Here is a 23,630-nt window from a genome sequence, read left to right as displayed (position 1 = left end):
GCCCCGCTGATCGGCAACGAAAGGTAATCGGTCCATGCGTCGTCCCCAGCTGGACATCCAGCTGAAGACCCCTGACCAGATCGAGAAGATGCGCGCCGCCGGGCTGGTGGTGGCCGAGGCGCTGCGCCGGATGCGCGAGGCCGTGGCGCCCGGCGTCAGCACCGCCGACCTGGATGCCATCGCCGAGTCGACGATCCGCGAGGCGGGTGGCGTCCCGTCGTTCAAGGGTTACCACGGCTTCCCCGCGTCGATCTGCTCCTCGGTCAACGAGCAGATCGTGCACGCCATCCCCTCGCCGAAGCAGGTGCTGCGGGACGGCGATCTGATCTCGATCGACTGCGGTGCGGTGCTGAACGGGTGGCATGGTGACTCCGCGATCACCGTCGGCGTCGGTGACGTCGACCCGGCGCTGCTCAAGATGGCCGACGTGGCCGAGGACGCGATGTGGGCCGGCATCGCGGCCGCCGCACGCGGGGCAGCCAGCGGCAAGGGGCGGCTCACCGACATCTCGCACGCGGTCGAGACCGCGGTCCGCAAGGGTGGCCGGTACGGCATCGTCGACGGCTACGGCGGGCACGGTATCGGCACGGAGATGCACCAGGACCCGCACGTGCTCAACCACGGCCGGCCGGGCAAGGGCCCGCGGCTGGTCCCGGGCATGGCGCTGGCCATCGAGCCGATGATCACCATGGCGTCGCCGCGTACGGTCGAGCTGGCCGACGGGTGGACGGTGGTCACCCGGGACAGCTCGGTGGCGGCGCACGTCGAGCACTCGATGGCGTTGCTGCCGGACGGAGTCTGGGTGCTCACCGCGTTCGATGGCGGCCGTGCCCGACTGGGCGACCTGGTCACCGCGCGGCAGTCGGCGGCCTCGACCGCGTCCTGACCCCCTGGGGCGCCGCAGCCCCTCCATGGGCCGACCCGGGTGGATCAAGGGGGTCGGCCGGGTGGGACGCCGTTGGCGTGACGGTGGCATGCTTGCCGGCATGGACGGGCGGGACGGGATGCGAGCGGCGGACGCGGATCGTGAGGCGGTGGCCGAACGGTTGCGGGTGGCCCTCGGTGAGGGCCGACTGGACCTGCACGAGTACGACGAGCGGTTGCAGCGGGCCTACGCCGCCCGCACGTACGCCGAACTGGACGCCCTGCTCACCGATCTGCCGCCGGTGGCGCCGCCGGAGCGCTCGACGCTGGCGCCGGTCACCGCACCGGCTGCCGGGCCGCTGGAGGGCGGTGCGGAGCCCTCGCCCGCCCCGGCCGGGGACCGGGGCGTCGCCGCTCGCTGGTTGGCCGAGGTGTGGTTTCCGTATCTGAAGGTGGTCGCCATCGTGGTGACCATCTGGGCGGTGACCTCGCTGCTCAGCCGCGACCTGCTCTACTTCTGGCCGGCCTGGGTGGCCGGGCCGTGGGGCGCGGTGCTGGTGATCCGCACGGTCACCGGGCTGGCCGGGGGAGAGCCCCGGCGCCAGGCGATCGTGCGGGAGCGCAGGCGCGCGAAGCGGAGGCGGCGGCGGGAGTTGCGCGCCGGTGCACGGGACGAACGGGACGACCCCCGACCGGCCGGCTGACCCGCGGGCAGGGGGCGGAGCCGATCCGGCGCGACGCCCCGGCGTTGCTCGGACGGAGATCATCGGGGTCCCGGACGGGGGAGCGCCGCTCGACCCGGCGGCGCGGTGGGTGGCCGGTTTGGCGACCGCCCGCAGGCCGGCGTACACTTTCTGATCGGCGCACAGCGTCCACTCCGGCATGCCCACCCTGCGCTTCGGTGGGTGCTGGAGCCGCGGCTGGCGCGGGCTTTCTGATCTTGGTCAGACACCCGTGTAAGACGTTGTGGGCCGCCCGGAGCAATCGACGTCAGGACAGCGGAGGACATGCCGAAAAAAGACGGAGCCATTGAGATCGAGGGTCGGGTCATCGAGCCCCTGCCGAACGCCATGTTCCGGGTGGAGCTCGCGAACGGCCACAAGGTGCTGGCTCACATCAGCGGCAAGATGCGGCAGCACTACATCCGCATCCTGCCGGAGGACCGGGTCGTCGTCGAACTCTCGCCGTACGACCTGACCCGCGGGCGCATCGTCTACCGCTACAAGTAGTCCTGACGGCGGCCGGGAAGTCCCGTGTCCGTCTTCGACGTCCGGTCTCGCGCTGCGCGCGTCCCCGGGCCAGATGGGAAGTAAGGCAACCGTGAAGGTCAAGCCGAGCGTCAAGAGGATCTGCAACAAGTGCCGGGTGATCCGCCGGCACGGCCGGGTCATGGTCATCTGCACCGACCCGCGCCACAAGCAGCGCCAGGGCTGATTCAGCCCATCCGGCCGGAAGCGGCCGGGTGGCGTTGGCCCAGGTAGATCCCCAGCGACACACAACACACATGCTCGTCCCAGCCACGAGCGGTACGCGAGACGTACTCCTGCGTGGCTGACCCCCGGTCGGAGGCCGGGGCCCGCTTGGGCAGCGACCGATCCCGGTCGCCGACGCTGACAGCGTCGGAAAGTCGGGACGGCCGGTAGCGGGGTGGGACGGGTCCACACCTCCGCCACACATCATGAGGAGTACGCCCGCACATGGCACGTCTAGTCGGCGTGGATCTCCCCCGCGAGAAGCGGATGGAGATCGCGCTCACCTACATCTTCGGGGTCGGTCGCACTCGCGCCCTGGAGACACTCGCCGCCACCGGCATCTCGCCGGACAAGCGCGCTCGGGACCTCACGGACGAGGAGCTCGTGCAGCTCCGCGACCACATCGAGGGCAACTACAAGGTTGAAGGCGACCTGCGCCGCGAGGTCGCCGCTGACATCCGCCGCAAGGTTGAGATCGGCTGCTACGCCGGCATCCGGCACCGCCGGGGCCTGCCCGTGCGTGGCCAGCGGACCAAGACCAACGCGCGGACCCGCAAGGGCCCGAAGCGGACCGTCGCCGGCAAGAAGAAGCCCGGCAAGAAGTAGTTCTTAACCGGATGACGGGGTCGGCCGCCGCCGAGGTGGGCCAGGCCGCAACCCAGTCCGGAAAGTCAACTAGGAGCGCACAGACTTATGCCACCGAAGGCTCGTGCCGGAGCCGCTGTAAAGAAGGTCCGGCGCAAGGAACGCAAGAACGTCGCCCACGGGCAGGCGCACATCAAGAGCACCTTCAACAACACCATCGTGTCCATCACGGACCCGACCGGTGCGGTCATCTCCTGGGCCTCCGCGGGCCAGGTTGGCTTCAAGGGCTCCCGCAAGTCGACTCCGTTCGCCGCGCAGCTGGCCGCCGAGGCCGCCGCGCGTCGGGCCATGGAGCACGGCATGCGCAAGGTCGACGTGTTCGTCAAGGGCCCCGGCTCCGGCCGGGAGACCGCCATCCGTTCGCTGCAGGCCGTGGGCCTCGAGGTCGGGCAGATCTCCGACGTCACCCCGCAGCCGCACAACGGATGCCGTCCGCCGAAGCGTCGCCGGGTCTGAGAGGTAGAGAGAGATGGCTCGTTACACCGGTGCTGACTGCCGCCGTTGCCGGCGGGAGAAGATGAAGCTGTTCCTCAAGGGCAGCAAGTGCGATGGTCCGAAGTGCCCGTTCGAGTCCCGGCCGTTCCCGCCCGGGCAGCACGGCCGCGGCCGCACCAAGGAGACGGAGTACCTGCTCCAGCTCCGTGAGAAGCAGAAGGCCCGCCGTGTCTACGGCGTGCTGGAGAAGCAGTTCCGCGGTTACTACGAGGAAGCCGTTGGCAAGCAGGCCAAGACCGGTGAGGTCCTCCTGCAGATCCTCGAGTCGCGGCTTGACAACGTCGTTTACCGGGCCGGCTACGCCCACTCGCGGGACATGGCCCGCCAGCTGGTCAAGCACGGTCACTTCACGGTGAACGGCAAGAAGGTCGACATCCCGTCGTACCGCGTCAAGGAGCACGACATCATCGAGGTTCGGGGCAAGAGCAAGGAGCTCACCCCGTTCATCGTGGCGCAGGCTCAGGCCGGTTCGCGGGCCGTGCCGGCGTGGCTCGAGGCCATTCCCAGCCAGATGAAGATCCTGGTGCACTCCCTCCCGGCCCGGCAGGTCATCGACACGCAGGTCCAGGAGCAGCTGATCGTCGAGCTCTACTCCAAGTAGTCGGAGCTCGTTGCGGTGGCCCGCCCTCCAGGGCGGGCCACCGGAACAGTTTGTGTCGTGGGCGTCAAATAGCGGGCGGCCCGGAAGAGAAGAGAAAACATGCTCATCAGCCAGCGACCCTCCCTCTCCGAGGAGTCGATCAACGAGACCCGGTCGCGGTTCGCCATCGAGCCGCTGGAGCCGGGCTTCGGCTACACCCTGGGCAACTCGCTGCGGCGCACGCTGCTGTCGTCGATCCCGGGTGCGGCGGTCACCTCGATCAAGATCGACGGCGTGCTGCACGAGTTCACCACCATCCCCGGTGTCAAGGAGGACGTGGTCGAGCTCGTCATGAACATCAAGGAGCTGTGCGTCAGCTCCGAGCACGACGAGCCGGTCAGCATGTACCTGCGCAAGCAGGGCCCGGGCGACGTGACCGCGGGTGACATCCAGCCCCCGGCCGGCGTCTCGGTGCACAACCCGGATCTGAAGCTCGCCACCCTCAACGGCAAGGGCCGGCTCGACATGGAGCTGACCGTCGAGCGGGGCCGGGGCTACGTGACGGCGGCGCAGAACAAGCAGTCCGGCGCCGAGATCGGCCGTATCCCGGTCGACTCGATCTACTCGCCGGTGCTGAAGGTGACCTACCGCGTCGAGGCGACCCGCGTCGAGCAGCGCACCGACTTCGACCGGCTGATCATCGACGTCGAGACCAAGCCGTCGATGGGCCCGCGTACCGCGCTGGCCTCCGCCGGTTCGACGCTGGTGGAGCTGTTCGGTCTGGCCCGGGAGCTGGACGAGACCGCCGAGGGTATCGACATCGGGCCGTCCCCGCAGGACGCCCAGCTGGCGGCGGACCTCGCCCTGCCGATCGAGGAGCTGGACCTCACCGTCCGCTCCTACAACTGCCTCAAGCGCGAGGGCATCAACACCGTTGGTGAGCTCATCGGGCGTACCGAGGCCGACCTCCTCGACATCCGCAACTTCGGTCAGAAGTCGATCGACGAGGTCAAGATGAAGCTCGCCGGGATGGGTCTGGGGCTGAAGGATTCGGCCCCGAACTTCGACCCGGCGCACGTCGTGGACACCTTCGGCGAGGCCGACTACGACACCGAGGACTACCGCGAGACCGAGCAGCTCTAGTCCGCGCTGCCGCCACAACTGAGGAGCACCAAGCATGCCCACGCCCACCAAGGGCCCCCGCCTCGGCGGCAGCCCCGCGCACGAGCGGCTGATGCTGGCCAACCTGGCCACCGCGCTGTTCCAGCACGGCAAGATCAAGACCACCGAGACGAAGGCCCGGCGGCTGCGTCCGCTGGCCGAGCAGCTCATCACCAAGGCCAAGCGCGGTGACCTGGCCGCGCGGCGGCGGGTGCTGGGCGTCGTCAAGGACAAGGACGTCGTCTACGCCCTGTTCGACCAGATCGCGCCCCGGTACGCCAACCGCCCCGGCGGCTACACCCGGATCGTGAAGACCGGTCCGCGCAAGGGTGACAACGCGCCGATGGTGGTCATCGAGCTGGTGGAGGAGCTTCAGGTCGCCGAGCCGAAGGCGAACAAGAAGACCGCCGCCCGCAAGGCCGCGCAGCAGGACAAGGTCGAGGCGCTCGCCCCGGCGGAGGAGGCCCCGCGGTCGGAGAACTCCGACCAGGACGCGGAGCCGCCGGTCTCGGCGTCCGGCGACACCGCCGAGGCGCGCGAGGACAGCGACCTCGCCACCGAGGAGAACAAGGCCTGATCTCGGGCATCGTTCGGGCCCGGCACCCCATCGGGGTGCCGGGCCCGACCCGTAACAGGAGGTACGAGGTGGACGAGCGGATCCGGCTGCGGCTGGATGTCTCGTACGACGGCACCGGCTTCTCCGGCTGGGCCGCCCAACCGACCCGGCGCACCGTCGCCGGGGTGCTCGTCGAGACCCTGGACCTGGTCCTCGGCGCCGGCACGGCCACCGGGTTGACCGTGGCCGGGCGGACCGACGCGGGGGTCCACGCCACCGGGCAGGTCTGCCACCTCGATCTGCCCGCCGAGGTGTGGCGGCAGCACGAGGGTCGGCTGCTGCGACGGCTGGCCCGGCTGCTCCCCACCGACGTGCGGGTGCGGGAGATGACCGAGGTGCCGGCCGACTTCGACGCCCGGTTCTCGGCCACCTTCCGACGCTACGAGTACCGGGTCACCGACGCCCGGTACGGCGCGGAGCCGCTGCGCCGGCACGAGGTGCTGGCCTGGCCGCGGCCCCTGGATCTGGCGGCGCTGAACGCCGCGGCGGCCGGCCTGGTCGGGGAGCACGACTTCGCCGCGTACTGCCGGCGTAAGGAGAACGCGACGACGCTGCGCGAGGTGACCCGGCTGGACTGGCGTCGCGACCCGGACGGCATCCTGGTCGCCACCGTGCAGGCGGACGCGTTCTGCCAGGCGATGGTGCGCAGCCTGGTGGGGGCGATGCTGGTGGCCGGGGACGGCCGCCGCCCGGTGGAGTGGCCGGGCACGCTGCTGACCCGCCGGGAGCGGTCCAGCGAGGTGACCGTGGCCCCGGCGCACGGGCTGACCCTGGTCGAGGTGGGGTACCCGGCCGATCCGACCGAGTACGCCCGCCGCGCCGACCTCACCCGCCGGCTGCGGGTGCCCGTCGAGGGCTGAGCGGACTGGCCGGTCACGGTGACCGCCGACGGCGGGGTGCGGTCAGTCGCCCGGTAGTTCGTCGTCGCCGGTGGTGCCGCTCTGGGTGCCGCCGCTCTCGGTCGGCCCCGCCGTCGGTTGCCCCGCCGTGCCGCCATCGGCCCGCCGTTCCAGCACGCCCCGGCTGAGGTGCAGCTCGAGCATGTCGAACAGGATCTCCCGGATCGTGGTGTCACCGGACTTGACGGCCACCCCGTCCGTGCGGACCACCAGCGCGTACGCCAGGTAGTGGCCGCGGACCTGCCAGCCGACCCGGGCGGGGGCTGTCGCCACCACCTCGGTGCCGTCGCCTTCCTTGCCGACCATGCCCTGGAACCGGCCCTGCCGCTCGTCGAGCAGTTGCCGGATCCGGTCCCGGGCCCGTTCCGCGCTCACCTTGTCGGTCAGGTTGAACAGCCCGGTGGTGACCAGGTGGTTGCCGCCGGGAGCCCGCAGGGTGGCCCGTACCACCTGGTTGCAGCCGAGCCGGACCAGCAGGTCGGCGACCTCGTCGGTGGCGGCGACGGCGCAACTGCCGCTCGAGTGTGTCTTGACCACCTGGTAGCCCGGCTGGCCGTCGGTGACCTTCAGTTCCTTGCCGGGGAAGAGTTCCTTGGCGGTGAGGGGGGCCTGGTCGGTGTCCCGGGAGTCGAGGTCCTGCCGTTCTTCGGCGGGGTCGGACGCGGCGGCGTTCGGCTGGTACGTCGGGGTGGTCTCCGGCTGTGGGCCGCGGTCCACCAGCAGCGCGGCGGCGCCCAGGCCGCAGAGCGCGAGGAGGACCAGGACGGCCGCGCCACCGACCAGCACCTGCCAGAGCCGGCCGCCCCCGCGCCGGGAGGTCGGCTCGATCGGCTCCGCTGAGGTGTAGACCTGCTCGCGTGGCGGGGCGGGCGGGATGTCGGCACGGGTCGGCGGCGGAGCGGACGACGGCAGCGCGATCTGGTTCGTCCGGCGCAGCGACGGGGTGGGGAAACGCGACGGAGAGGGCCCGGCAGGCGGAGGCGGACCAGCGCCGGCCACGGACAGGTCGGACCCGTCATCCGGGTACTCCACGAAAGCGTCCTCATCGGACTCGTACCGATACACCATGTCGCCCAGACTAGGAGGCATTGTCCCTTTAGGGGGTAATAATGGGAAATGTAGGTGTGGGCCGTGTCGGGGCGTGCTGCGACCAATGCGAGAATTGCCGGCGTGACCGGCGACCACTACTTCACCGCTCAGCCCGCCAGCGACGCCCCGCCGCGCGAGGTCGAGTTCTCCGTCGCCGACCGCGACTACCGGCTCGCCTCGGCCGGCGGGGTCTTCTCCGCGAGCCGTCTCGACCCGGGCACCGCGGTGCTCCTGCGCAAGGCCGAGCTGCCCACCACCGCCACCACCGGCGACCTGCTCGACCTCGGCTGCGGGTTCGGGCCGATCACCTGCGTGCTGGCCGACCTTGCGCCGGCGAGCACCGTCTGGGCGGTCGACGTCAACGCCCGCGCCCGCGAGCTGACCGCCGCCAACGCGGCCCGGGTCGGCGCCGGCGACCGGGTCCGGGTCAGCGCGCCGGACGACGTGCCGGCAGAGCTTCGCTTCGCCCAGCTCTGGTCCAACCCGCCGATCCGGATCGGCAAGGACGGGTTGCACGACCTCCTGCTGCGCTGGCTGCCCCGGCTCGCCCCGGACGGCGTCGGCTGGCTGGTGGTCGCCCGGCACCTCGGTGGCGACTCGCTGCACCGCTGGCTCACCGACCAGAGCTGGCAGGTCGAGCGGCACGCCAGCCAGAAGGGCTTCCGGGTGCTGCGGGTCACCCGGTAATTGGATGTACCGCCCGGCCCCTGCTGGGGCAGGATCCCGGCGTGGGATACGTGGACGTGGCAGCGGTCGGGCATATCCTGCCCGATGGTCGGGAACTCTTCGCCGACGTGTCGTTCCGGGTCGGGGAGGGCGGCAAGATCGCCCTGGTCGGGCCGAACGGCGCGGGTAAGACGACACTGCTGCGGATGGTCGCCGGTGACCTGCCGGTGCGTACCGGCGCCGTCGCGCGGGCCGGCGGGCTGGGCGTGATGCGCCAGTTCATCGGCATGATCGGCGACGAGTCGACACTCGCCGACCTGGCGCTGTCGCTCGCCCCACCGCCGCTGCGCGAGGCCGGCCGCCGGCTCAGCGAGACCGAGACGGCCATGCGGGCGGCCGAGGTCCGCGGCAAGTACAGCACCGCGGCCGGCAAGGCGCAGCTGGCGTACGCAGACGCGCTGGGCGCCTGGGGCGAGTCCGGCGGGTACGACGCCGAGGTGCTCTTCGACACCGTCGCCACCATCGTGCTCGACCAGCCCTGGGACGCCGTCCGGGACCGACCGGTCCGCACCCTCTCCGGTGGGCAGCAGAAGCGGTTCGCGCTGGAGCTGCTGCTGCGCGGCCCGGACGAGGTGCTGCTGCTCGACGAGCCGGACAACTTCCTCGACGTGCCCGGCAAGCGCTGGCTGGAGGCGCGGCTGCGCGAGTCGACCAAGTCCGTGCTCTACGTCTCGCACGACCGCGAGCTGCTGGCCCAGACCGCCGACCGGGTGGTCGCCGTGGAGGGCGGCAGCGCCTGGGTGCACCCGGGCGGCTTCGCCAGCTGGCACTCCGCGCGGGTGGCCCGGCACGCCCGCCTCGACGAGCTGCGCCGGCGCTGGGACGAGGAGCACCAGAAGCTGCGCGAGCTGATGCTGATGTACAAGCAGAAGGCGGCGTACAACGACGGGCTCGCCTCGCGGTACCAGGCCGCGCAGACCCGGCTGCGCAAGTTCGAGGAGGCCGGGCCGCCGCCCGTACCGCCGAAGGACCAGGACATCCGGATGCGGCTGACCGGCGGGCGGACCGGCAAGCGTGCGGTCATCTGCGAGCAGCTGGAGTTGGACGGCCTGACCTACCCCTTCGACCTGGAGATCTGGTACGGCGACCGCTTGGCGGTGCTCGGTGCCAACGGCACCGGCAAGTCGCACTTCCTGCGGCTGCTGGCTCGGGGTGGCAGCGACCCCGACCCGGCCAACGGGCCGGTCGACGGGGCGGCCGCGCTCGCCCCGGTGGCGCACGACGGCACGGCCCGGCTCGGCGCCCGCGTGCGCCCGGGGCACTTCTCCCAGACCCACGACCGGCCGGAGTTGATGTCGAAGACGCTTGTCGAGATCCTCTGGCGGGGCGACGAGCACCGGACCGGCATGGATCGGCACACGGCGATGGGGGTGCTCAGCCGCTACGAGCTGGCCGGGCAGGGTGACCAGCGCTTCGGCACCCTCTCCGGCGGGCAGCAGGCCCGGTTCCTGGTGCTGCTGCTGGAGCTCTCCGGGGCGACCCTGCTGCTGCTGGACGAGCCCACCGACAACCTCGACCTGGCCAGCGCGGAGGCGTTGGAGGCGGGCCTGAACGCGTTCGAGGGAACGGTGATCGCGGTCACCCACGACCGCTGGTTCACGCGATCCTTCGACCGTTTCGTGCTGTTCGGTGGCGATAGCGAAGTGGTGGAGACCCCGGAGCCGGTCTGGGACGTGGGCTGAGGCGAAGGAAGGGCCCCTTGTTAACGCCAGGTGTTAACAAGGGGCCCTTCCTTCGCTGGGCATAGGGTGGATCTCGTGACTGAGATGACCTATCGCCGGCTGGGCGACTCCGGGCTCGTGGTGTCCGTGGTCGGCATCGGCTGCAACAACTTCGGCCGTAAGCTCGACCTCGACGGCACCCGAGCGGTGGTGGACGCCGCCCTGGACGCCGGGATCACCCTGTTCGACACCGCTGACATCTACGGCGAGCCGCAGGGCAGCTCCGAGGAACTGCTCGGGCAGGCGCTCAAGGGACGCCGGGACGACGTGGTGGTGGCCACCAAGTTCGGCATGGACATGAACGGCCTCAACGGGCCGGACTTCGGTGCCCGGGGGTCGCGGCGCTACATCGCCCGCGCGGTGGAGGCGTCGCTGCGCCGGCTCGACACCGACCACATCGACCTGTACCAGATGCACGAGCCCGACCCGGGCACGCCGATCGACGAGACCCTCGCAGCCCTGGACGACCTGGTCCGGGACGGCAAGGTGCGCTACCTGGGCAACTCCAACTTCGCCGGCTGGCAGATCGCCGACGCGGACTGGATCGCCTCGTCCAACGGCCGGGCCCGCTTCATCAGCGCGCAGAACCACTACAGCCTGGTGGAGCGGTCCGTGGAGGCCGAGGTGATCCCGGCCTGCGAGCGGTTCGGTCTCGGCATGCTGCCGTTCTTCCCGCTTGCCAACGGCCTGCTCACCGGCAAGTACAAGCGTGCGGGGCGGCCGCCGGCCGGCAGCCGGCTCTCCGGCGGTGGCCGGTACGCGGAGCGACTCGCCGCCGCCGACTGGGACACCATCGAGGCGATCGAGGCGTACGCGGCCGAGCGGGGGCTGACCATGCTCCAGGTGGCGATCGGCGGGCTGGCCGCCCAGCCGGCGGTGACCTCGGTGATCGCCGGTGCCACCACGCCCGAGCAGGTGCACGCCAACGCCGCTGCCGGCACCTGGGAGCCCACCGACGAGGATCTGGCGGCCCTGCGCGCCGTCCTCTGATGCCCGGCGTGGGTGGCGCGGGATCCTGATCCACCCCGCGTTCCCTGAAGTCGGGGTGTCCTGTGGTCCGGGACACCCCGACTTCTGGGATACCGAGTCGATCAGTCGGTCAGATCAGAGCTGGCGACCGGGGGCGAGCCGGGTGGCGTCGCCACCGAGCCGTCCGGCGCCCTTGACCGGCTCGCCGTCGTTCGCCTTGACTCCGGCCTTGCTGGCCGTGCCGCCGAGCCGGACGATCATGGCGTCGGCGTCCCGGATCAGGACGTCCCGGATCTCCGCCTCGCCCACCAGCGTGGCGTTGGCGGCGAGCGTCCGGAAGTCGGTCAGCTGCTTGATCGCCTTGTTGTCGTTGCCGGCAGCCTCGGCCTTGCGGGCCGCGTCGAGCTTCGCCGTCAACTGCTTGTGCGCCTTGGCCGAGAGCCGCCCCGTCGCCTTGAACCGGTCCAGCAGGTTCTGCATGTCCCGGAACGAGGTGGTGACGAAGAACCGGACCGTCGAGGTCGTCGTGTTGCCCGCCTTGTCGGTCGCGGTCACGGTCAGCTCGTGCAGGCCGAGCGGCAGCTCGTACATGGCCTGCAGGGTGCCGCTGGCGTACGCCTGGCCGTTCAACCGGCCCACCACGGACGCGATGCCCGAGGTGGGGTCGACGGCCTGCCAGGACACCCGGACGTCCTGGCTGTCCCCGTAGAGCTGGCCGTCGGCGATCCCGGAGACCAGCAGCGTCGGTCTGGTGCCGTCGATCCGCAGCACCGCCGACTTGAGCGTCTCGGCGTTGCCCGCCTTGTCGGTGGCGCGGAACAGCAGCTCGTGCTGCCCGTCGCCGGTCACCTCGACCGGCGTCGTGTACGGCGTCCACGCGCCGCCGTCCAGCGACCACTCCACCGTCTTCACCCCGGAACCGGCGTCGGTAGAGGTCAGCACGACCGGGATGGTCCCGTCGTGCCAGCCGGCGTCGTTCGCCGGAGCGAACGTCGCCGAGGTGACCGGCGCGGTGGCGTCGATCCGGACCGTGACGGTCTTCGTCGACTCCACGTTGCCCGCCTCGTCGGTCGAGCGGAACCGCAGCTCGTGCTCGCCGTCACCGCTGACCGCCACCGGAGCGGTGTAGTCCGTCCAGGTGGTGGCCCCGCCCAGCTGGTACGCCGTGCCGGCCAACCCGCTGCCGCCGGCCTCGTCGGCCGCGGTGAGGGTGACCGTCACCGGCCCGGTGTACCACCCGTCGGTCGGGGTGCCGGAAACCGCCGCAGTGGTGACCGGCGCCGTCTCGTCGGCCACCCCGGTGCTCAACCGGAAGTAGTCGAACGCGGCGGTCTTCGAGGCGGTCTGGTTGGCGCCGAGCGTGAACAACCCGACCTTCGGGGTGGCCCCGACCGCGCTGTTGGTGAGCGTGGTCAACGCGGTCCAGGTCGTCCCGTCGGCCGAGTACGACGCGGTGAAGGTGTCGCCGCTGCGGGCGAGCCGCAGATGCCACACCGCGCCGGTCAGGTTGGCCGCCTCCGGTTGCGGGTTCTGGACCGCCCCGCCGATCTCGCTGCGGAACTCGATCCGCCGCGTCACCGGTTGGCCGACCTGGTTGTCCGCGATGTAGTCGAACTTGAGGTAGTTGTCGTCGTCCGCGTGCACGATCAGACCGGCCTGCTGGTACTGCTCGTTCAGCAGGCTGCCGTCGACCTTCGTCTCCAGGGTCCAGTCGCCCGACGGCGCGGTCTGGAGGATGAAGTTCTTCGGCCCGGTGTTGTCGGTGCCGTAGATGTCACCGTTGGGCACGTCGACCCGCAGCGCGCCACCGGTGACCCGGTAACCGTTCGGGTCCTCGCGCAGGATCGCGTTCCACCGGCACTTGTCCAGCGTGTCGCCGGTGAACTCGTCCGACGGCACGACCGGTCCGGCCGGGGCGTCCGGCGTGACCTGGAACCAGTCGAAGCTGGCGTCCACCACCGGCGCCTCGGTGCCGCCGTTGACCGCGAAGAGGCCGATCCGCGGGTTGGTGATGCCGTCCAGCGCGGCCGATCGTCCGACCGGGGTGAAGGTCTGCCCGTCGGCCGAGACGGCCGCGGTCAGGTTCGTCCCGTCGCTGATGATCCGCAGGTGCACGGTGTCACCCGCCGGTGCGGCGGTGCTGTCGGCGGCCTCGTTGCGCGGCGTGCCGGCCGTCTCCCGGATGAACTCCACCCGCCGGCTGCCGTTGTAGAGCAGGTCCAGCTTGGCGTAGTTGTCGTCGTCGCCGTACACCAGCAGGCCGGCCTGCTGGTAGTTGGCCGTCACCGGCAGGGTGACCCGGGTGGTCGCCTGCCAGGCCCCGGTCGGAGCCGCCTGGAGCACCAGGTTGGTGGCGTCGTTGCGGGCACCGTAGAGGTCGCCCACCGCCGTGGGCAGCCGCAGCGCGCCGCCGGCAACCGAGTAGAGCTGGTTCTCCCGGACCACGCTGGTCCACCGGTTCTTGTCGAGGCTGGTGCCGTCGAAGTCGTCCGAGCGCGCCCCGAAGCAGGACGTGTTCGGCGCGTCGACCCGCACCGGCACGGTGGCGTACGACTTCGCGCCCTTGCTGTCCGTCACCGTCAGGGTGGCGGTGAAGGTGCCCGGGCTGGTGTAGGTGTGGCTGGCGTCCAACGTGGACGCGGTGCCGCCGTCACCGAAGTCCCAGGCGTACGTCAGCGGGGTGTCGCCCTCGGCGTCGGTGGCCGTGCCGTCGAAGGCGACGGTGACCGGCGCGGTGCCGGTGGCCGGGGTGGCGGTGGCGCTGACCACCGGTGGCGCGTTCTCGGTGACGCCGCGGCCGAGGAAGTCCATCCAGTTGACGTTGAACAGCGACCCCGCGCCGCCGTTCGGGTCCCGGGCGACGAAGTACAGCGTGCCGCTCGCGGCGCCGGTCACCGGCGCGGTCACGTCCGTGTACGTCTGCCACCCGCCGGTGCCCGGCACGGTGGCCGAGGCGACCACCGGTCCGTCGACGGCGCCGGCGCGGACCTCGACCCGGCCTCCGGAGACTGCCGAGGCGGCCCGGAACCGGATGTCGGTGACGTTGGTCAGGTTCGCCGGGGCGAGCGACCACCAGTCGCCGTCCTCGATGAACCCGATGTTCTGGCCGCCGCCGGCGCTGTCGCCGCCGGTCTCCCGCTGCACGCCGGCGTCGCCGCCGCCGGTGCTCCCCGGCGCCCGCCCGGTGGCGGTGAAGTACTCGGCCTGCTTGCGCTTGGGCTGCAACTGCTCGATCGCGCGGCCGGTGAGCGGGCCGGCCCCGCCAGCGCCGCCCTGGTCGGTGTAGGTGGCCTCGAAGACCGCGAAGACGTTCGCCTCGGCGCCGTGCCCGGAGGCGAGCGACGTCTGGACGGTGCCGCTGCAGCCGGTGTGCTGCTCCAGCGGGTGGGCGTGCTCGTCGTGGCCGAGCAGCACCTGGAGTCGCACCCGGTCGCAGTCGATCTGCCCGTCCTCCGGGTCGGTCACCTTGATCGTGTAGTGGACCTGGTCACCCCAGTCGAAGAAGCCGCCGTCCGGCGGGAACTCGATGGTCACCGTCGGCGCGGTGTTGCCCACGGTGACCGGCACGTTGGCCACCGCGGTACGGCCCTTCGGGTTGGTGACGGTGAGCTGGGCGGTGAAGCTGCCCGCCGTGGCGTAGGTGTGCGTCGGGTTGGCCTCGGTGGAGGTCTGCCCGTCGCCGAAGGCCCAGGCGTAGGTGAGCGCGCCGCCGTCCGGGTCGCGCGACCCAGCGCTGGAGAATTCCACCGTCAACGGCGCGGGCCCCGACGTCGGGGTGGCCGCCGCCACCGCGATCGGCGCGCGTTCACCGGCGATGTAGTCGATCCGGTAGACGCCGGAGTTGTCGTTGTTGCCGCCGAAGCCGCTGCCCCACTCGATCAGGTAGAGCGCGCCGTCCGGGCCGAACTCGAAGTCCATCGGCCGGAGCATGCCCATCCCGGTGAGCAACTGGTTGATGTCCACCAACGACCTGCCGTCGGCGGTCACCTGCATGGTGTACATCTTCGACTGGTTCCACTCGCCGAGCAGCGCCTTGCCGTCGTAGTACGCCGGCCACTTCCGGTCGGAGTCGAGGTCGGCGTCGTACCGGTAGACCGGGCCGCCCATCGGGGCGCCGCCGCCGCCGATCTCCGGGTATCGCGCGTCACCGGCGTACCCGTAGTCGACGGTCGCTGGGACGACCGGCGGGAGGTTGGTCAGGCCGGTGTTGTTGGGCGAGTTGTTCACCGGGGCTGCGCAGTCGAACTTCGCCCCGCTCGGGCCGGACGGGAACGTGTAGTCGTTGTACGCCTCGTTCGTCCCGGTGCAGTACGGCCAGCCGTAATTGCCGGGGGTGACGATGTTCCACTCGACCAGGCCGCGCGGGCCCCGGGTGGGGCTGTCCGCGTTGGCGTCCGGCCCGTAGTCCGCGACGTAGAGCGTGTTGGTCTTCGGGTCGGTGCCGATCCGGAACGGGTTGCGGAAGCCCATCGCGTAGATCTCGGGACGGGTCTTCTCGGTGCCCGGCGCGAAGAGGTTACCCGCCGGGACGGTGTACGTCCCGTCGTCCTCCGGGTGGATCCGGATCACCTTGCCGCGCAGGTCGTTGGTGTTGCCGGAGGTGCGCTGCGCGTCGTAGTCCTGGCGGCCCGGCCGCTCGTCGAGCGGCGAGTACGCGCTCGACTCGAACGGGTTGGTGTTGTCGCCGGTGGCCAGGTACAGGTTGCCGACACTGTCGAACGCCATGCTGCCGCCGGCGTGGCAGCAGGTGTTGCGCTGGGTGTCGACCCGCAGCACCTGCTTCTCGCTGGCCGGGTCGATGGTGTCGCCGGTCACGGTGAACCGGGACAGCAGGTTGCGCGCGATGCCGTCGTTCGGGGCGTGGTAGAGGTACACCCACCTGTTGGTGGCGAAGTCCGGGTCGAGCCGGATGCCGATCAGTCCGTCCTCGTTGCCGGTGAAGACGTCCAGGTCGAGGGCGGTGAACGTGCTGCCGGTGTCCGGCTTGACGACCTGCACCCGGCCGTCCCGCTCGACGTAGAAGACCCGCCCGTCCGGGGCGATGTCCAACTCCATCGGGTTGCTGGTGTTGCTGTCCAGGGTGACCTTCTCGAAGCTCGCGGTCTTCGAGGCGCCGCAGTCGGCGTCCGCCACCCCGGCGGCGGTCCGGATCCCGCCGAGCAGGTGGGAGAGGAACTCCGGCTCGGCGTACGACTCCCGGGTGTGCCCGCCCCCGGTGTACCAGGAACGGCCGCCGTCGAAGTCCTGGCACCAGGCGATCGGGTGGTCGGCGCCCATCGCACCGGCGCCCGGGGTGTAGCTCTTCTCGTCCAGGCTGGCCAGCACGTGCACGTCCGGCCGGGGGTTGGTCTGGTAGTTGTACCACTCGTCGAAGCGGGACCAGCGGTCCGGAAGCTCGGCGGTGGACGGGTGGGCGTGGTCCTCCACCTTGACCGTGGCCTGCTGGTTCGCGGGGTGGTTGGCGAAGTACGCGCCGACGAGGTCGCCGTACCAGGCCCAGCTGTACTCGGTGTCCGAGGCGGCGTGGATGCCGACGTAACCGCCGCCGGCACGCACGTACCGCTCGAACGCGGGCTGCTGCTCGGCGTCCAGCACGTCGCCGGTGGTGGAGAGCCAGATCACCGCCCGGTATTTCGCCAGATTGGCGTCGGTGAACGCGCCACCGTCCTCGGAACTGTCCACGGTGAATCCGTTGGCCTCGCCCAGTTGTTGGATCGCGGCGAGCCCGGTGGGAATGGAGTCGTGGCGGAAGCCGGCCGTCTTGGAGAACACCAGGACGGAGAAGGGATCGGCCGCAGCCTTTGGCGCCTTCGGCGGCACCTGGCTGACCGGGGCCGCGGCCGGCGTGTTTCGCGGGGGGACCTGGGCGGCGGCCGGAGCCGCCTGGGCGGGCAGCCCGAACAGAGTTGTCGAGGCCAGGGCCAGGGAGATCAGGGTCGCGGTGATGGGTACTCGGGCACGACGAGAATGGGACACGCCGCCTCCTATGTCGCGGTGGACAGGGATCGCGGGGGCCGGCTCGCCGAAGACCGTCCCAGATGGAGCCGGTGCGAATGCCGTGCCAGGGCAACCACGCCAGCATTTTGTCGAATCGCTGAACAAATTAATTCGGTTGGATCAATGTCCGGCAAGATGCCGGCGGGTAACGGTTCTGCAACGGTGGGCGACATTCCGAACAGGACCGCATGAAGCGCCCAACGGATCTCGCCGAGCGGTGTGGTTTTCGCCCGCCGGCCGCCGGCCGACCCCGCCTTGGCAGACGGCCGGAACTGTCGTACGGTGACACGCAAGTAACCCACGGGAGTCCGGTGTACCGGGCTGAGAGGGGGGCTGACAGCCCCCGACCGTCGAACCTGATCCGGGTAATGCCGGCGCAGGGAGGAGCGTTGCCGTGCCGTCCCTCGGGCGACTGCATCTGATCACCGACACCCGACCCGGGCGGGATCCACTCACCGTGGTCCGGGCCGCCCTCACCACGGCCCGAGCCGACCTGGTGGTGCAGGTCCGGGTCGAGGACTCCGCCACCGACCGCGAGGCGTACGACCTGGCCCGGCGGGTGCTCGCGCTCTGCGCGCCGTACAGGGCGACCTGCCTGGTCAACGACCGGTTGCACGTGGCGTTGGCGGTGTGCGCCGCCGGTGGACACGTCGGTGCCGACGACCTACCGGTCGCCGCCGCCCGCCGGGTGCTCGGCCCCACCGGCGTGCTCGGGGCCACCGCCCGGGCACCGGAGACGGCGATCGAGGCCGTCGCCGCGGGAGCCAGCTACCTGGGCGTCGGGCCGTGCCACGCCACCAGCACCAAGGCCGGGCTGCCGGACCCGATCGGCCCGGCGGGGGTACGGGCGGTCAACGACGCGGTCGACGTTCCGGTGATCGCGATCGGTGGGGTGACCGCCGCCCGGGTGCCGGCGCTGCGAGCCGCCGGGGCGTACGGGGTGGCGGTGGTGGGCGCGGTATCCGCTGCCGCCGACCCGGCCCGGGCCACCGCCGAGCTGCTCGGGGCGCTGACGTGTTAACAGGGGGCCCTTCCTCTACAGAATCCGTTAACAAGGGGCCCTTCCTTGCGGACGTGGCGGTGGTGGGGGCGGGGCCGATCGGGTTGGCGATCGCCTGGCGGTGCGCCGCCCGCGGACTTCGGGTGGTGGTGCACGATCCGTCCCCCGGGTCGGGGGCCTCGGCGGTGGCCGCCGGGATGCTCTCTCCGGTGGCCGAGGCGTACTTCGGTGAGCGGCAGCTGACCGGGCTGCTGCTGGCGTCCGCCGCCCGGTGGCCGGCGTTCGCGGACGAGCTGACCGAGGCGAGCGGCGTCGAGCTGGGCTACCGGACCGAGGGCACCCTGCTGGTCGGGCTGACCGCGGACGACCTGGCCGAGGCGCGCCGGCTCTGGGCGTACCAGCAGGGGTTGGGCCTGCCGGTCACCCCGCTGCGCCCCACCGAGCTGCGCGACCGCGAGCCGGCGCTCGCGCCGCGGGTGCGCGGCGGGGCACTCGCGCCCACCGACCACCAGGTCGACCCACGGTTGCTGGTGCCGGCGCTGCGCACGGCCGCGCAGCGGGCCGGCGCGGTGCTCGCCCCGCGGGCGGTCCGTTCCCTCGCCGAGGTGGACGCCCGGGTCACCGTGGTCGCCGCCGGCTGCGGCGCCGCCGCCCTCACCGGCCTGCCCGTGCGGCCGGTGAAGGGCCAGATCCTCCGGCTACGCGCGCCCGGCGGCGCCGCGCCGGGCTTCCGGCACGTGATCCGGGGGTACGCCGACGGCGAGCAGGTCTATCTGGTGCCCCGCGCAGACGGCGAGGTGGTGCTCGGCGCGACGGTCGAGGAGCGGTCGGACACCACGGTCACCGCCGGCGCGGTGCTGCGCCTACTCCGTGCCGGCGTCGACCTGCTCCCCGAGCTGGCCGAGTACGACCTGGTCGAGACGGTCGCCGGGCTGCGTCCGGGCACCCCGGACAACGCGCCGATCCTCGGGCCGCTGTCCGACCGGCCGGACGTGCTGGCCGCCACCGGGCACCACCGGCACGGCATCGTGCTCACCCCGGTCACCGCCGACCTGATCGCCGACCTGGTCACCACCGGCGTGCCCGATCCGCTGCTCACGCCCTTTCACCCGGGCCGGTTCGCCGCCGCCGGCCCGGATCCCACCAGCGCGGCCGGTCGGCTGGCCGGGCCTGGTGCGGCCGATGTCGGCGCACCTGATCGGACGACAGAGGAGGACCGGTGGAGTTGACGGTGAACGGGACCGGGCGCAGCGTCCCCGGTGGAGCGTCGGTGGCCGATCTGGTCAGCGACATCGCGCCGCAGCAGCGCGGGGTGGCGGTCGCGGTCAACGGCGAGGTGGTGCCCCGAACCGGCTGGCCGACCACGGCGCTGCGCGACGGTGATCGCGTCGAGGTGCTCGCCGCCGCGCAGGGCGGGTGACCGGCGTGCCGTTCGAGCTGGGTGGGGCGACGTTCACCTCGCGGCTGATCCTCGGCACCGGCGGCGCCGCGAACCTGCACGTGCTGGAGCAGGCGATCCGGGCGTCCGGCACCGAGCTGGTCACTCTGGCGCTGCGCCGGGTGGACACCGCGCCGGGCAGCGCCGGTGGGCTGCTGGAGCTGCTGGACCGGTGCGGGGTACGGCTGCTGCCGAACACCGCCGGCTGCCACACCGCGACCGAGGCCGTGAAGGTGGCCCGGCTGGCCAGGGACGCGTTCGACACCGACTGGATCAAGCTGGAGGTGATCGCTGACGAGCGGACCCTGCTGCCCGACGGGGTCGAGCTGCTCCGCGCCGCCGAGGAGCTGGTCGCCGACGGATTCACCGTGCTGCCGTACACCAGCGACGACCCGGTGCTCGCCCGCCGGCTGGCCGACGTGGGCTGCGCCGCGGTGATGCCGGCCGGCGCGCCGATCGGCTCGGGGCTCGGCATCGGAAACCCGCACCACATCCGGCTGATCCGGCAGGGCGTGGACGTGCCGGTGATCCTGGACGCCGGCATCGGCACGGCGTCCGACGCGGCGCTGGCGATGGAGCTGGGCTGCGACGCGGTGCTGCTGGCCAGCGCGGTCACCCGGGCCGCGGACCCGGTCGCGATGGCGACCGCGATGCGGTACGCGGTCGAGGCGGGTCGGCTGGCCGCTGGCGCCGGCCGGATCGCCCGCCGCTTCCACGCCCTCCCGTCCACCCCCGACGAGGGAAGACCCGACCTGTGACCCCCGAGCGCGTCCCGCCCGGGTGCCCGGCAACCCTGCCGTCGGGCGTTGTCGTGCTGACGGATCGGCGGGTGGCGCGGGGGGCGCTCGATCAGGTGGTGGCGGGGGCCGTTGCCGGGGGAGTGCGCTGGGTGGTGCTGCGGGAGAAGGACCTCCCCCGCGCCGAGCGCGCCGCCCTCGCCGCCGACCTGCGCGCGATCCTCGCCGATGCCGGCGGAACCCTGATCGTGGCTGGCCCCGACCCGCTCGGCGGCGACGCCGTCCACCTGCCCGCCGCCGGCCCGTACCCGCCCCCGACCCACCGGCTGGTCGGCCGCTCCTGCCACAACCAGTCCGAGCTGCACCGGATCACCACCGAGAACTACGCCACCGTCTCCCCGGTCTACCCCACACAAACCAAACCCGGCTACGGCCCACCCCTGCACCCCGAGGGCCTGCGAAAGCTGATCCAGGCCAGCCCAACACCGGTGCTGGCGCTGGGCGGCGTGGAAACCCCAGATCAGGTGATCGCCTGTATCGAGGGGGGAGCAGCAGGAGTCGCGGTACTAGGCGCAGTCATGCGAGCCGAAGACCCAACCGAAGCAGCCACCACCCTGACCAGGGCCTTCACGAAGGCGGTCACCCCGATGACGCAAACCCGGCGCGGAGGCGCCCAGGTCCCCACGACGGGGCTGCGGCCGACCGTGCCCACGCAGGGATCAAGCCTGACCGCCCGGAGTGGGCACGGTCGGCCGCAGCCCCAAACCGCAACCAAGGAGGAGCCGTGACACCGACCACAATCCTCACCATCGCCGGCTCCGACTCCGGAGGCGGCGCCGGCATCCAGGCCGATCTCAAGGTCTTCGCGGCGCTCGGCGCGTACGGCACCAGCGTCCTCACGGCGGTCACCGCGCAGAACACCCGGGGCGTCGACGCCGTCCTGCCGCTGCCCCCGCGCACGGTCACCGAGCAGCTGGACAGCGTGCTCGCCGACTTCACGGTCTGCGCGGTCAAGACCGGGATGCTCGGCAATCCCGCCGTCGCCGACGCCGTGGCCGAGGCCGCCCGGGACGGCCGGCTGCCCCAGCTCGTCGTCGACCCGGTGCTGGTGGCCACCAGCGGCCACCGGCTCGGCGTGGTGAGCGCGGTCGAACGGCTCCTGCCGTACGCCAGGGTGGCGACGCCGAACTGCGCGGAGGCCGCCGCCATCACCGGACGCCCGGTGGACGACGTGGCCGGGATGGTCGCGGCCGCCGAGGCCCTCGCGGCCGGCGGCCCGAAGTACGTGGTGGTCACCGGCGGTGACCTGGACGCGGGCGAGGCGGTCGACGTGCTGCACGGCGGCGGCCACACCACCCTGCTGCGCGCACCCCGGGTGGACACCCGGCACACCCACGGCACCGGGTGCTCGTTCTCGGCGGCGATCGCCGTGCGGCTCGCGCTGGGCGATCCGGTGCCGGCGGCGGTGGGGGTCGCCAAGGAGTACGTGCTCCGCGCACTGACTGGAGCGCGGGGTTGGGAGCTGGGTGCGGGCCGTGGGCCGCTGGATCACTTCGGCTGGTCCGCTTGATCACCAGGGAGGCTGTCATGCAGGCACGAGGCAAGGTGTACGTCGAGGGGTCACGGCCCGATGTCCGGGTGCCGTTCGCGGAGGTGGCGCTGACCGGTGACCATCCGCCGGTGCGGCTCTACGACACGTCCGGTCCCGGCTCGGACCCGGAGGTGGGGCTGCCGCCGCTGCGCGGGCCGTGGATCGCCGAACGGGGTGACGTCGCCCCGGCGCGGGGCGCGGGTACGCCATTGGCCGGGGCGGACGGGCGCCGACCGACCCAGCTCGCCTACGCGCGGGCCGGCGTGGTGACGCCCGAGATGGAGTTCGTGGCGATCCGAGAGAACGTCGACCCGGAGCTCGTCCGCGCCGAGATCGCCGCCGGCCGGGCGGTGCTGCCGCTCAACGTCAACCACCCGGAGTGCGAGCCGGCGATCATCGGCAAGGCGTTCCTGGTCAAGGTGAACGCCAACATCGGCACCTCGGCGGTCAGCTCGTCCGTCGCCGAAGAGGTGGAGAAGCTGACCTGGGCCACCCGCTGGGGTGCGGACACGGTGATGGACCTGTCCACCGGCAAGCGGATCCACGAGACCCGCGAGGCGATCGTGCGGAACTCGCCGGTGCCGATCGGGACGGTGCCGATCTACCAGGCCTTGGAGAAGGTCGGCGGCGACCCGGTGAAGCTGAGCTGGGAGGTGTTCCGGGACACCGTGGTCGAGCAGGCCGAGCAGGGCGTGGACTACATGACGGTGCACGCCGGGGTGCTGCTGCCGTACGTGCCGCTCGCGGTGAACCGGGTGACCGGGATCGTCTCCCGGGGCGGCTCGATCATGGCGGCCTGGTGCCTGGCGCACCACGAGGAGAACTTCCTCTACACCAACTTCGCCGAGCTGTGCGAGCTGCTGGCCCGCTACGACGTGACCTTCTCCCTCGGCGACGGGCTGCGGCCCGGCTCCATCGCCGACGCCAACGACGAGGCGCAGTTCGCCGAGCTGCGCACCCTCGGCGAGTTGACCAAGGTCGCCTGGGAGCACGACGTGCAGGTGATGATCGAAGGGCCCGGGCACGTGCCCATGCACAAGATCAAGGAGAACGTGGACCTCCAGCAGGAGTGGTGCCACGAGGCGCCGTTCTACACGCTCGGCCCGCTGACCACCGACATCGCGCCGGCGTACGACCACATCACCTCGGCGATCGGCGCCGCGATGATCGGCATGTTCGGCACCGCGATGCTCTGCTACGTCACCCCGAAGGAGCACCTGGGCCTACCGGACCGCGATGACGTCAAGGCGGGCGTGATCGCGTACAAGATCGCGGCGCACGCCGCGGACCTTGCCAAGGGCCATCCCGGCGCGCAGGCGTGGGACGACGCGCTGTCCAAGGCGCGGTTCGAGTTCCGCTGGGAGGACCAGTTCAACCTGTCGTTGGACCCGGAGACGGCGCGCTCGTACCACGACGCCACGCTGCCCGCCGAGCCGGCGAAGACGGCGCACTTCTGCTCGATGTGCGGCCCGAAGTTCTGCTCCATGAAGATCACGCAGGAGCTCAAGGAGTACGCGGCCCGCGGCATGAAGGACAAGTCGGCGGAGTTCGTCTCCGGCGGTGGAAAGGTCTACCTGCCGCTGGCCTGATCCGCCTACCCCGCGCCGGCCGCCCGTGCACAGGCGAGCCC

Annotated in this window: 22 protein-coding genes and 1 riboswitch; of the genes, 20 read left to right on the top strand and 2 right to left on the bottom strand. The window is 71.8% G+C overall.

Translation table 11 applies throughout. The features are described from left to right. Positions 1–34 precede the first annotated feature (34 nt). The 10 genes from map (at position 35) to truA (ending at position 6,693) form a co-directional block, all read left to right on the top strand. Positions 35–886 (top strand): type I methionyl aminopeptidase, encoded by an 852-nt coding sequence (map, locus tag ABZU69_RS14305; RefSeq protein ID WP_354964790.1) that lies wholly within the window; start codon positions 35–37, stop codon positions 884–886. A gap of 100 nt (positions 887–986) precedes the next feature. After that, positions 987–1,568 (top strand): DUF1707 domain-containing protein, encoded by a 582-nt coding sequence (locus ABZU69_RS14300; protein ID WP_354964789.1) that lies wholly within the window; start codon positions 987–989, stop codon positions 1,566–1,568. Between the two features lie 303 nt (positions 1,569–1,871). After that, a complete protein-coding gene (infA, locus tag ABZU69_RS14295) occupies positions 1,872–2,093 on the top strand; it encodes a translation initiation factor IF-1 (protein ID WP_007073013.1) in 222 nt (73 codons plus the stop codon). 91 nt (positions 2,094–2,184) lie between these two features. Then, entirely contained in the window at positions 2,185–2,298 is a 114-nt protein-coding gene (gene rpmJ / locus ABZU69_RS14290) for a 50S ribosomal protein L36 (RefSeq protein ID WP_012184307.1), read from the top strand. A gap of 263 nt (positions 2,299–2,561) precedes the next feature. Further along, entirely contained in the window at positions 2,562–2,942 is a 381-nt protein-coding gene (rpsM, locus tag ABZU69_RS14285) for a 30S ribosomal protein S13 (RefSeq protein WP_007465236.1), read from the top strand. 87 nt (positions 2,943–3,029) lie between these two features. Then, positions 3,030–3,437, top strand: coding sequence for a 30S ribosomal protein S11 (gene rpsK, locus ABZU69_RS14280; protein ID WP_007073011.1), 408 nt, complete (start codon positions 3,030–3,032; stop codon positions 3,435–3,437). 13 nt (positions 3,438–3,450) lie between these two features. Then, positions 3,451–4,077, top strand: coding sequence for a 30S ribosomal protein S4 (gene rpsD, locus ABZU69_RS14275; RefSeq protein WP_089018952.1), 627 nt, complete (start codon positions 3,451–3,453; stop codon positions 4,075–4,077). Positions 4,078–4,176: 99 nt separating this feature from the next. After that, positions 4,177–5,199 carry a DNA-directed RNA polymerase subunit alpha gene (locus ABZU69_RS14270; RefSeq protein WP_354964788.1) on the top strand — a complete coding sequence of 341 codons (1,023 nt, stop codon included), beginning with the start codon at positions 4,177–4,179 and terminating at the stop codon, positions 5,197–5,199. Between the two features lie 34 nt (positions 5,200–5,233). After that, positions 5,234–5,794, top strand: coding sequence for a 50S ribosomal protein L17 (gene rplQ / locus ABZU69_RS14265; RefSeq protein WP_121677729.1), 561 nt, complete (start codon positions 5,234–5,236; stop codon positions 5,792–5,794). Between the two features lie 68 nt (positions 5,795–5,862). Then, on the top strand, positions 5,863–6,693 hold the full coding sequence (gene truA / locus ABZU69_RS14260) for a tRNA pseudouridine(38-40) synthase TruA (protein ID WP_354964787.1): 831 nt from the start codon (positions 5,863–5,865) through the stop codon (positions 6,691–6,693). Positions 6,694–6,735: 42 nt separating this feature from the next. Here the strand turns inward: truA and ABZU69_RS14255 are convergent, their stop codons facing one another. Further along, positions 6,736–7,800, bottom strand: a complete 1,065-nt coding sequence (locus ABZU69_RS14255; protein ID WP_354964786.1) for a hypothetical protein — start codon at positions 7,798–7,800, stop codon at positions 6,736–6,738. 102 nt (positions 7,801–7,902) lie between these two features. Between ABZU69_RS14255 and ABZU69_RS14250 the strand changes: the two genes are divergently transcribed. From ABZU69_RS14250 to ABZU69_RS14240, 3 genes are all read left to right on the top strand, one after another. Then, positions 7,903–8,508 (top strand): methyltransferase, encoded by a 606-nt coding sequence (locus tag ABZU69_RS14250; RefSeq protein ID WP_354964785.1) that lies wholly within the window; start codon positions 7,903–7,905, stop codon positions 8,506–8,508. 41 nt (positions 8,509–8,549) lie between these two features. After that, entirely contained in the window at positions 8,550–10,229 is a 1,680-nt protein-coding gene (locus tag ABZU69_RS14245; protein ID WP_354964784.1) for an ATP-binding cassette domain-containing protein, read from the top strand. 66 nt (positions 10,230–10,295) lie between these two features. Next, complete coding sequence (locus ABZU69_RS14240) at positions 10,296–11,258, top strand: aldo/keto reductase (RefSeq protein ID WP_354964783.1); 963 nt, start codon at positions 10,296–10,298, stop codon at positions 11,256–11,258. 114 nt (positions 11,259–11,372) lie between these two features. Here ABZU69_RS14240 and ABZU69_RS14235 read toward each other — a convergent pair whose 3' ends face one another. Continuing rightward, positions 11,373–17,213, bottom strand: coding sequence for a ThuA domain-containing protein (locus tag ABZU69_RS14235; RefSeq protein WP_354964782.1), 5,841 nt, complete (start codon positions 17,211–17,213; stop codon positions 11,373–11,375). Between the two features lie 311 nt (positions 17,214–17,524). Further along, positions 17,525–17,634, top strand: a riboswitch (TPP riboswitch). Here ABZU69_RS14235 and thiE point away from each other — a divergent pair. The 7 genes from thiE to thiC all read left to right on the top strand — a co-directional run bounded on the left by thiE (position 17,629) and on the right by thiC (position 23,589). After that, positions 17,629–18,255 carry a thiamine phosphate synthase gene (gene thiE, locus ABZU69_RS14230; RefSeq protein ID WP_354964781.1) on the top strand — a complete coding sequence of 209 codons (627 nt, stop codon included), beginning with the start codon at positions 17,629–17,631 and terminating at the stop codon, positions 18,253–18,255. (Overlaps the previous riboswitch by 6 nt.) Next, a complete protein-coding gene (thiO, locus tag ABZU69_RS14225) occupies positions 18,249–19,463 on the top strand; it encodes a glycine oxidase ThiO (RefSeq protein ID WP_354964780.1) in 1,215 nt (404 codons plus the stop codon). The genes thiE and thiO overlap by 7 nt, the downstream gene beginning before the upstream one ends. Further along, a complete protein-coding gene (gene thiS, locus ABZU69_RS14220) occupies positions 19,454–19,654 on the top strand; it encodes a sulfur carrier protein ThiS (protein WP_354964779.1) in 201 nt (66 codons plus the stop codon). Before thiO ends, thiS begins: the two co-directional genes overlap by 10 nt. Further along, the gene (locus ABZU69_RS14215; protein WP_354964778.1) at positions 19,651–20,430 is read left to right on the top strand and encodes a thiazole synthase; all 780 of its coding nucleotides are present in this window, start codon (positions 19,651–19,653) and stop codon (positions 20,428–20,430) included. The genes thiS and ABZU69_RS14215 overlap by 4 nt, the downstream gene beginning before the upstream one ends. Then, entirely contained in the window at positions 20,427–21,197 is a 771-nt protein-coding gene (locus ABZU69_RS14210) for a thiamine phosphate synthase (protein ID WP_354964777.1), read from the top strand. Before ABZU69_RS14215 ends, ABZU69_RS14210 begins: the two co-directional genes overlap by 4 nt. Next, on the top strand, positions 21,194–21,979 hold the full coding sequence (gene thiD, locus ABZU69_RS14205; RefSeq protein WP_354964776.1) for a bifunctional hydroxymethylpyrimidine kinase/phosphomethylpyrimidine kinase: 786 nt from the start codon (positions 21,194–21,196) through the stop codon (positions 21,977–21,979). Before ABZU69_RS14210 ends, thiD begins: the two co-directional genes overlap by 4 nt. Positions 21,980–21,996: 17 nt before the next feature. Then, entirely contained in the window at positions 21,997–23,589 is a 1,593-nt protein-coding gene (thiC, locus tag ABZU69_RS14200; RefSeq protein ID WP_354964775.1) for a phosphomethylpyrimidine synthase ThiC, read from the top strand. Positions 23,590–23,630: the final 41 nt, after the last annotated feature.

It is taken from the genome of Micromonospora sp. NPDC005206, assembly GCF_040608175.1.
In the GTDB taxonomy this organism is placed as follows: domain Bacteria; phylum Actinomycetota; class Actinomycetes; order Mycobacteriales; family Micromonosporaceae; genus Micromonospora.
Note: the sequence above shows the minus strand (reverse complement) of the source record. Positions and strands in the feature narration are given on the sequence as shown.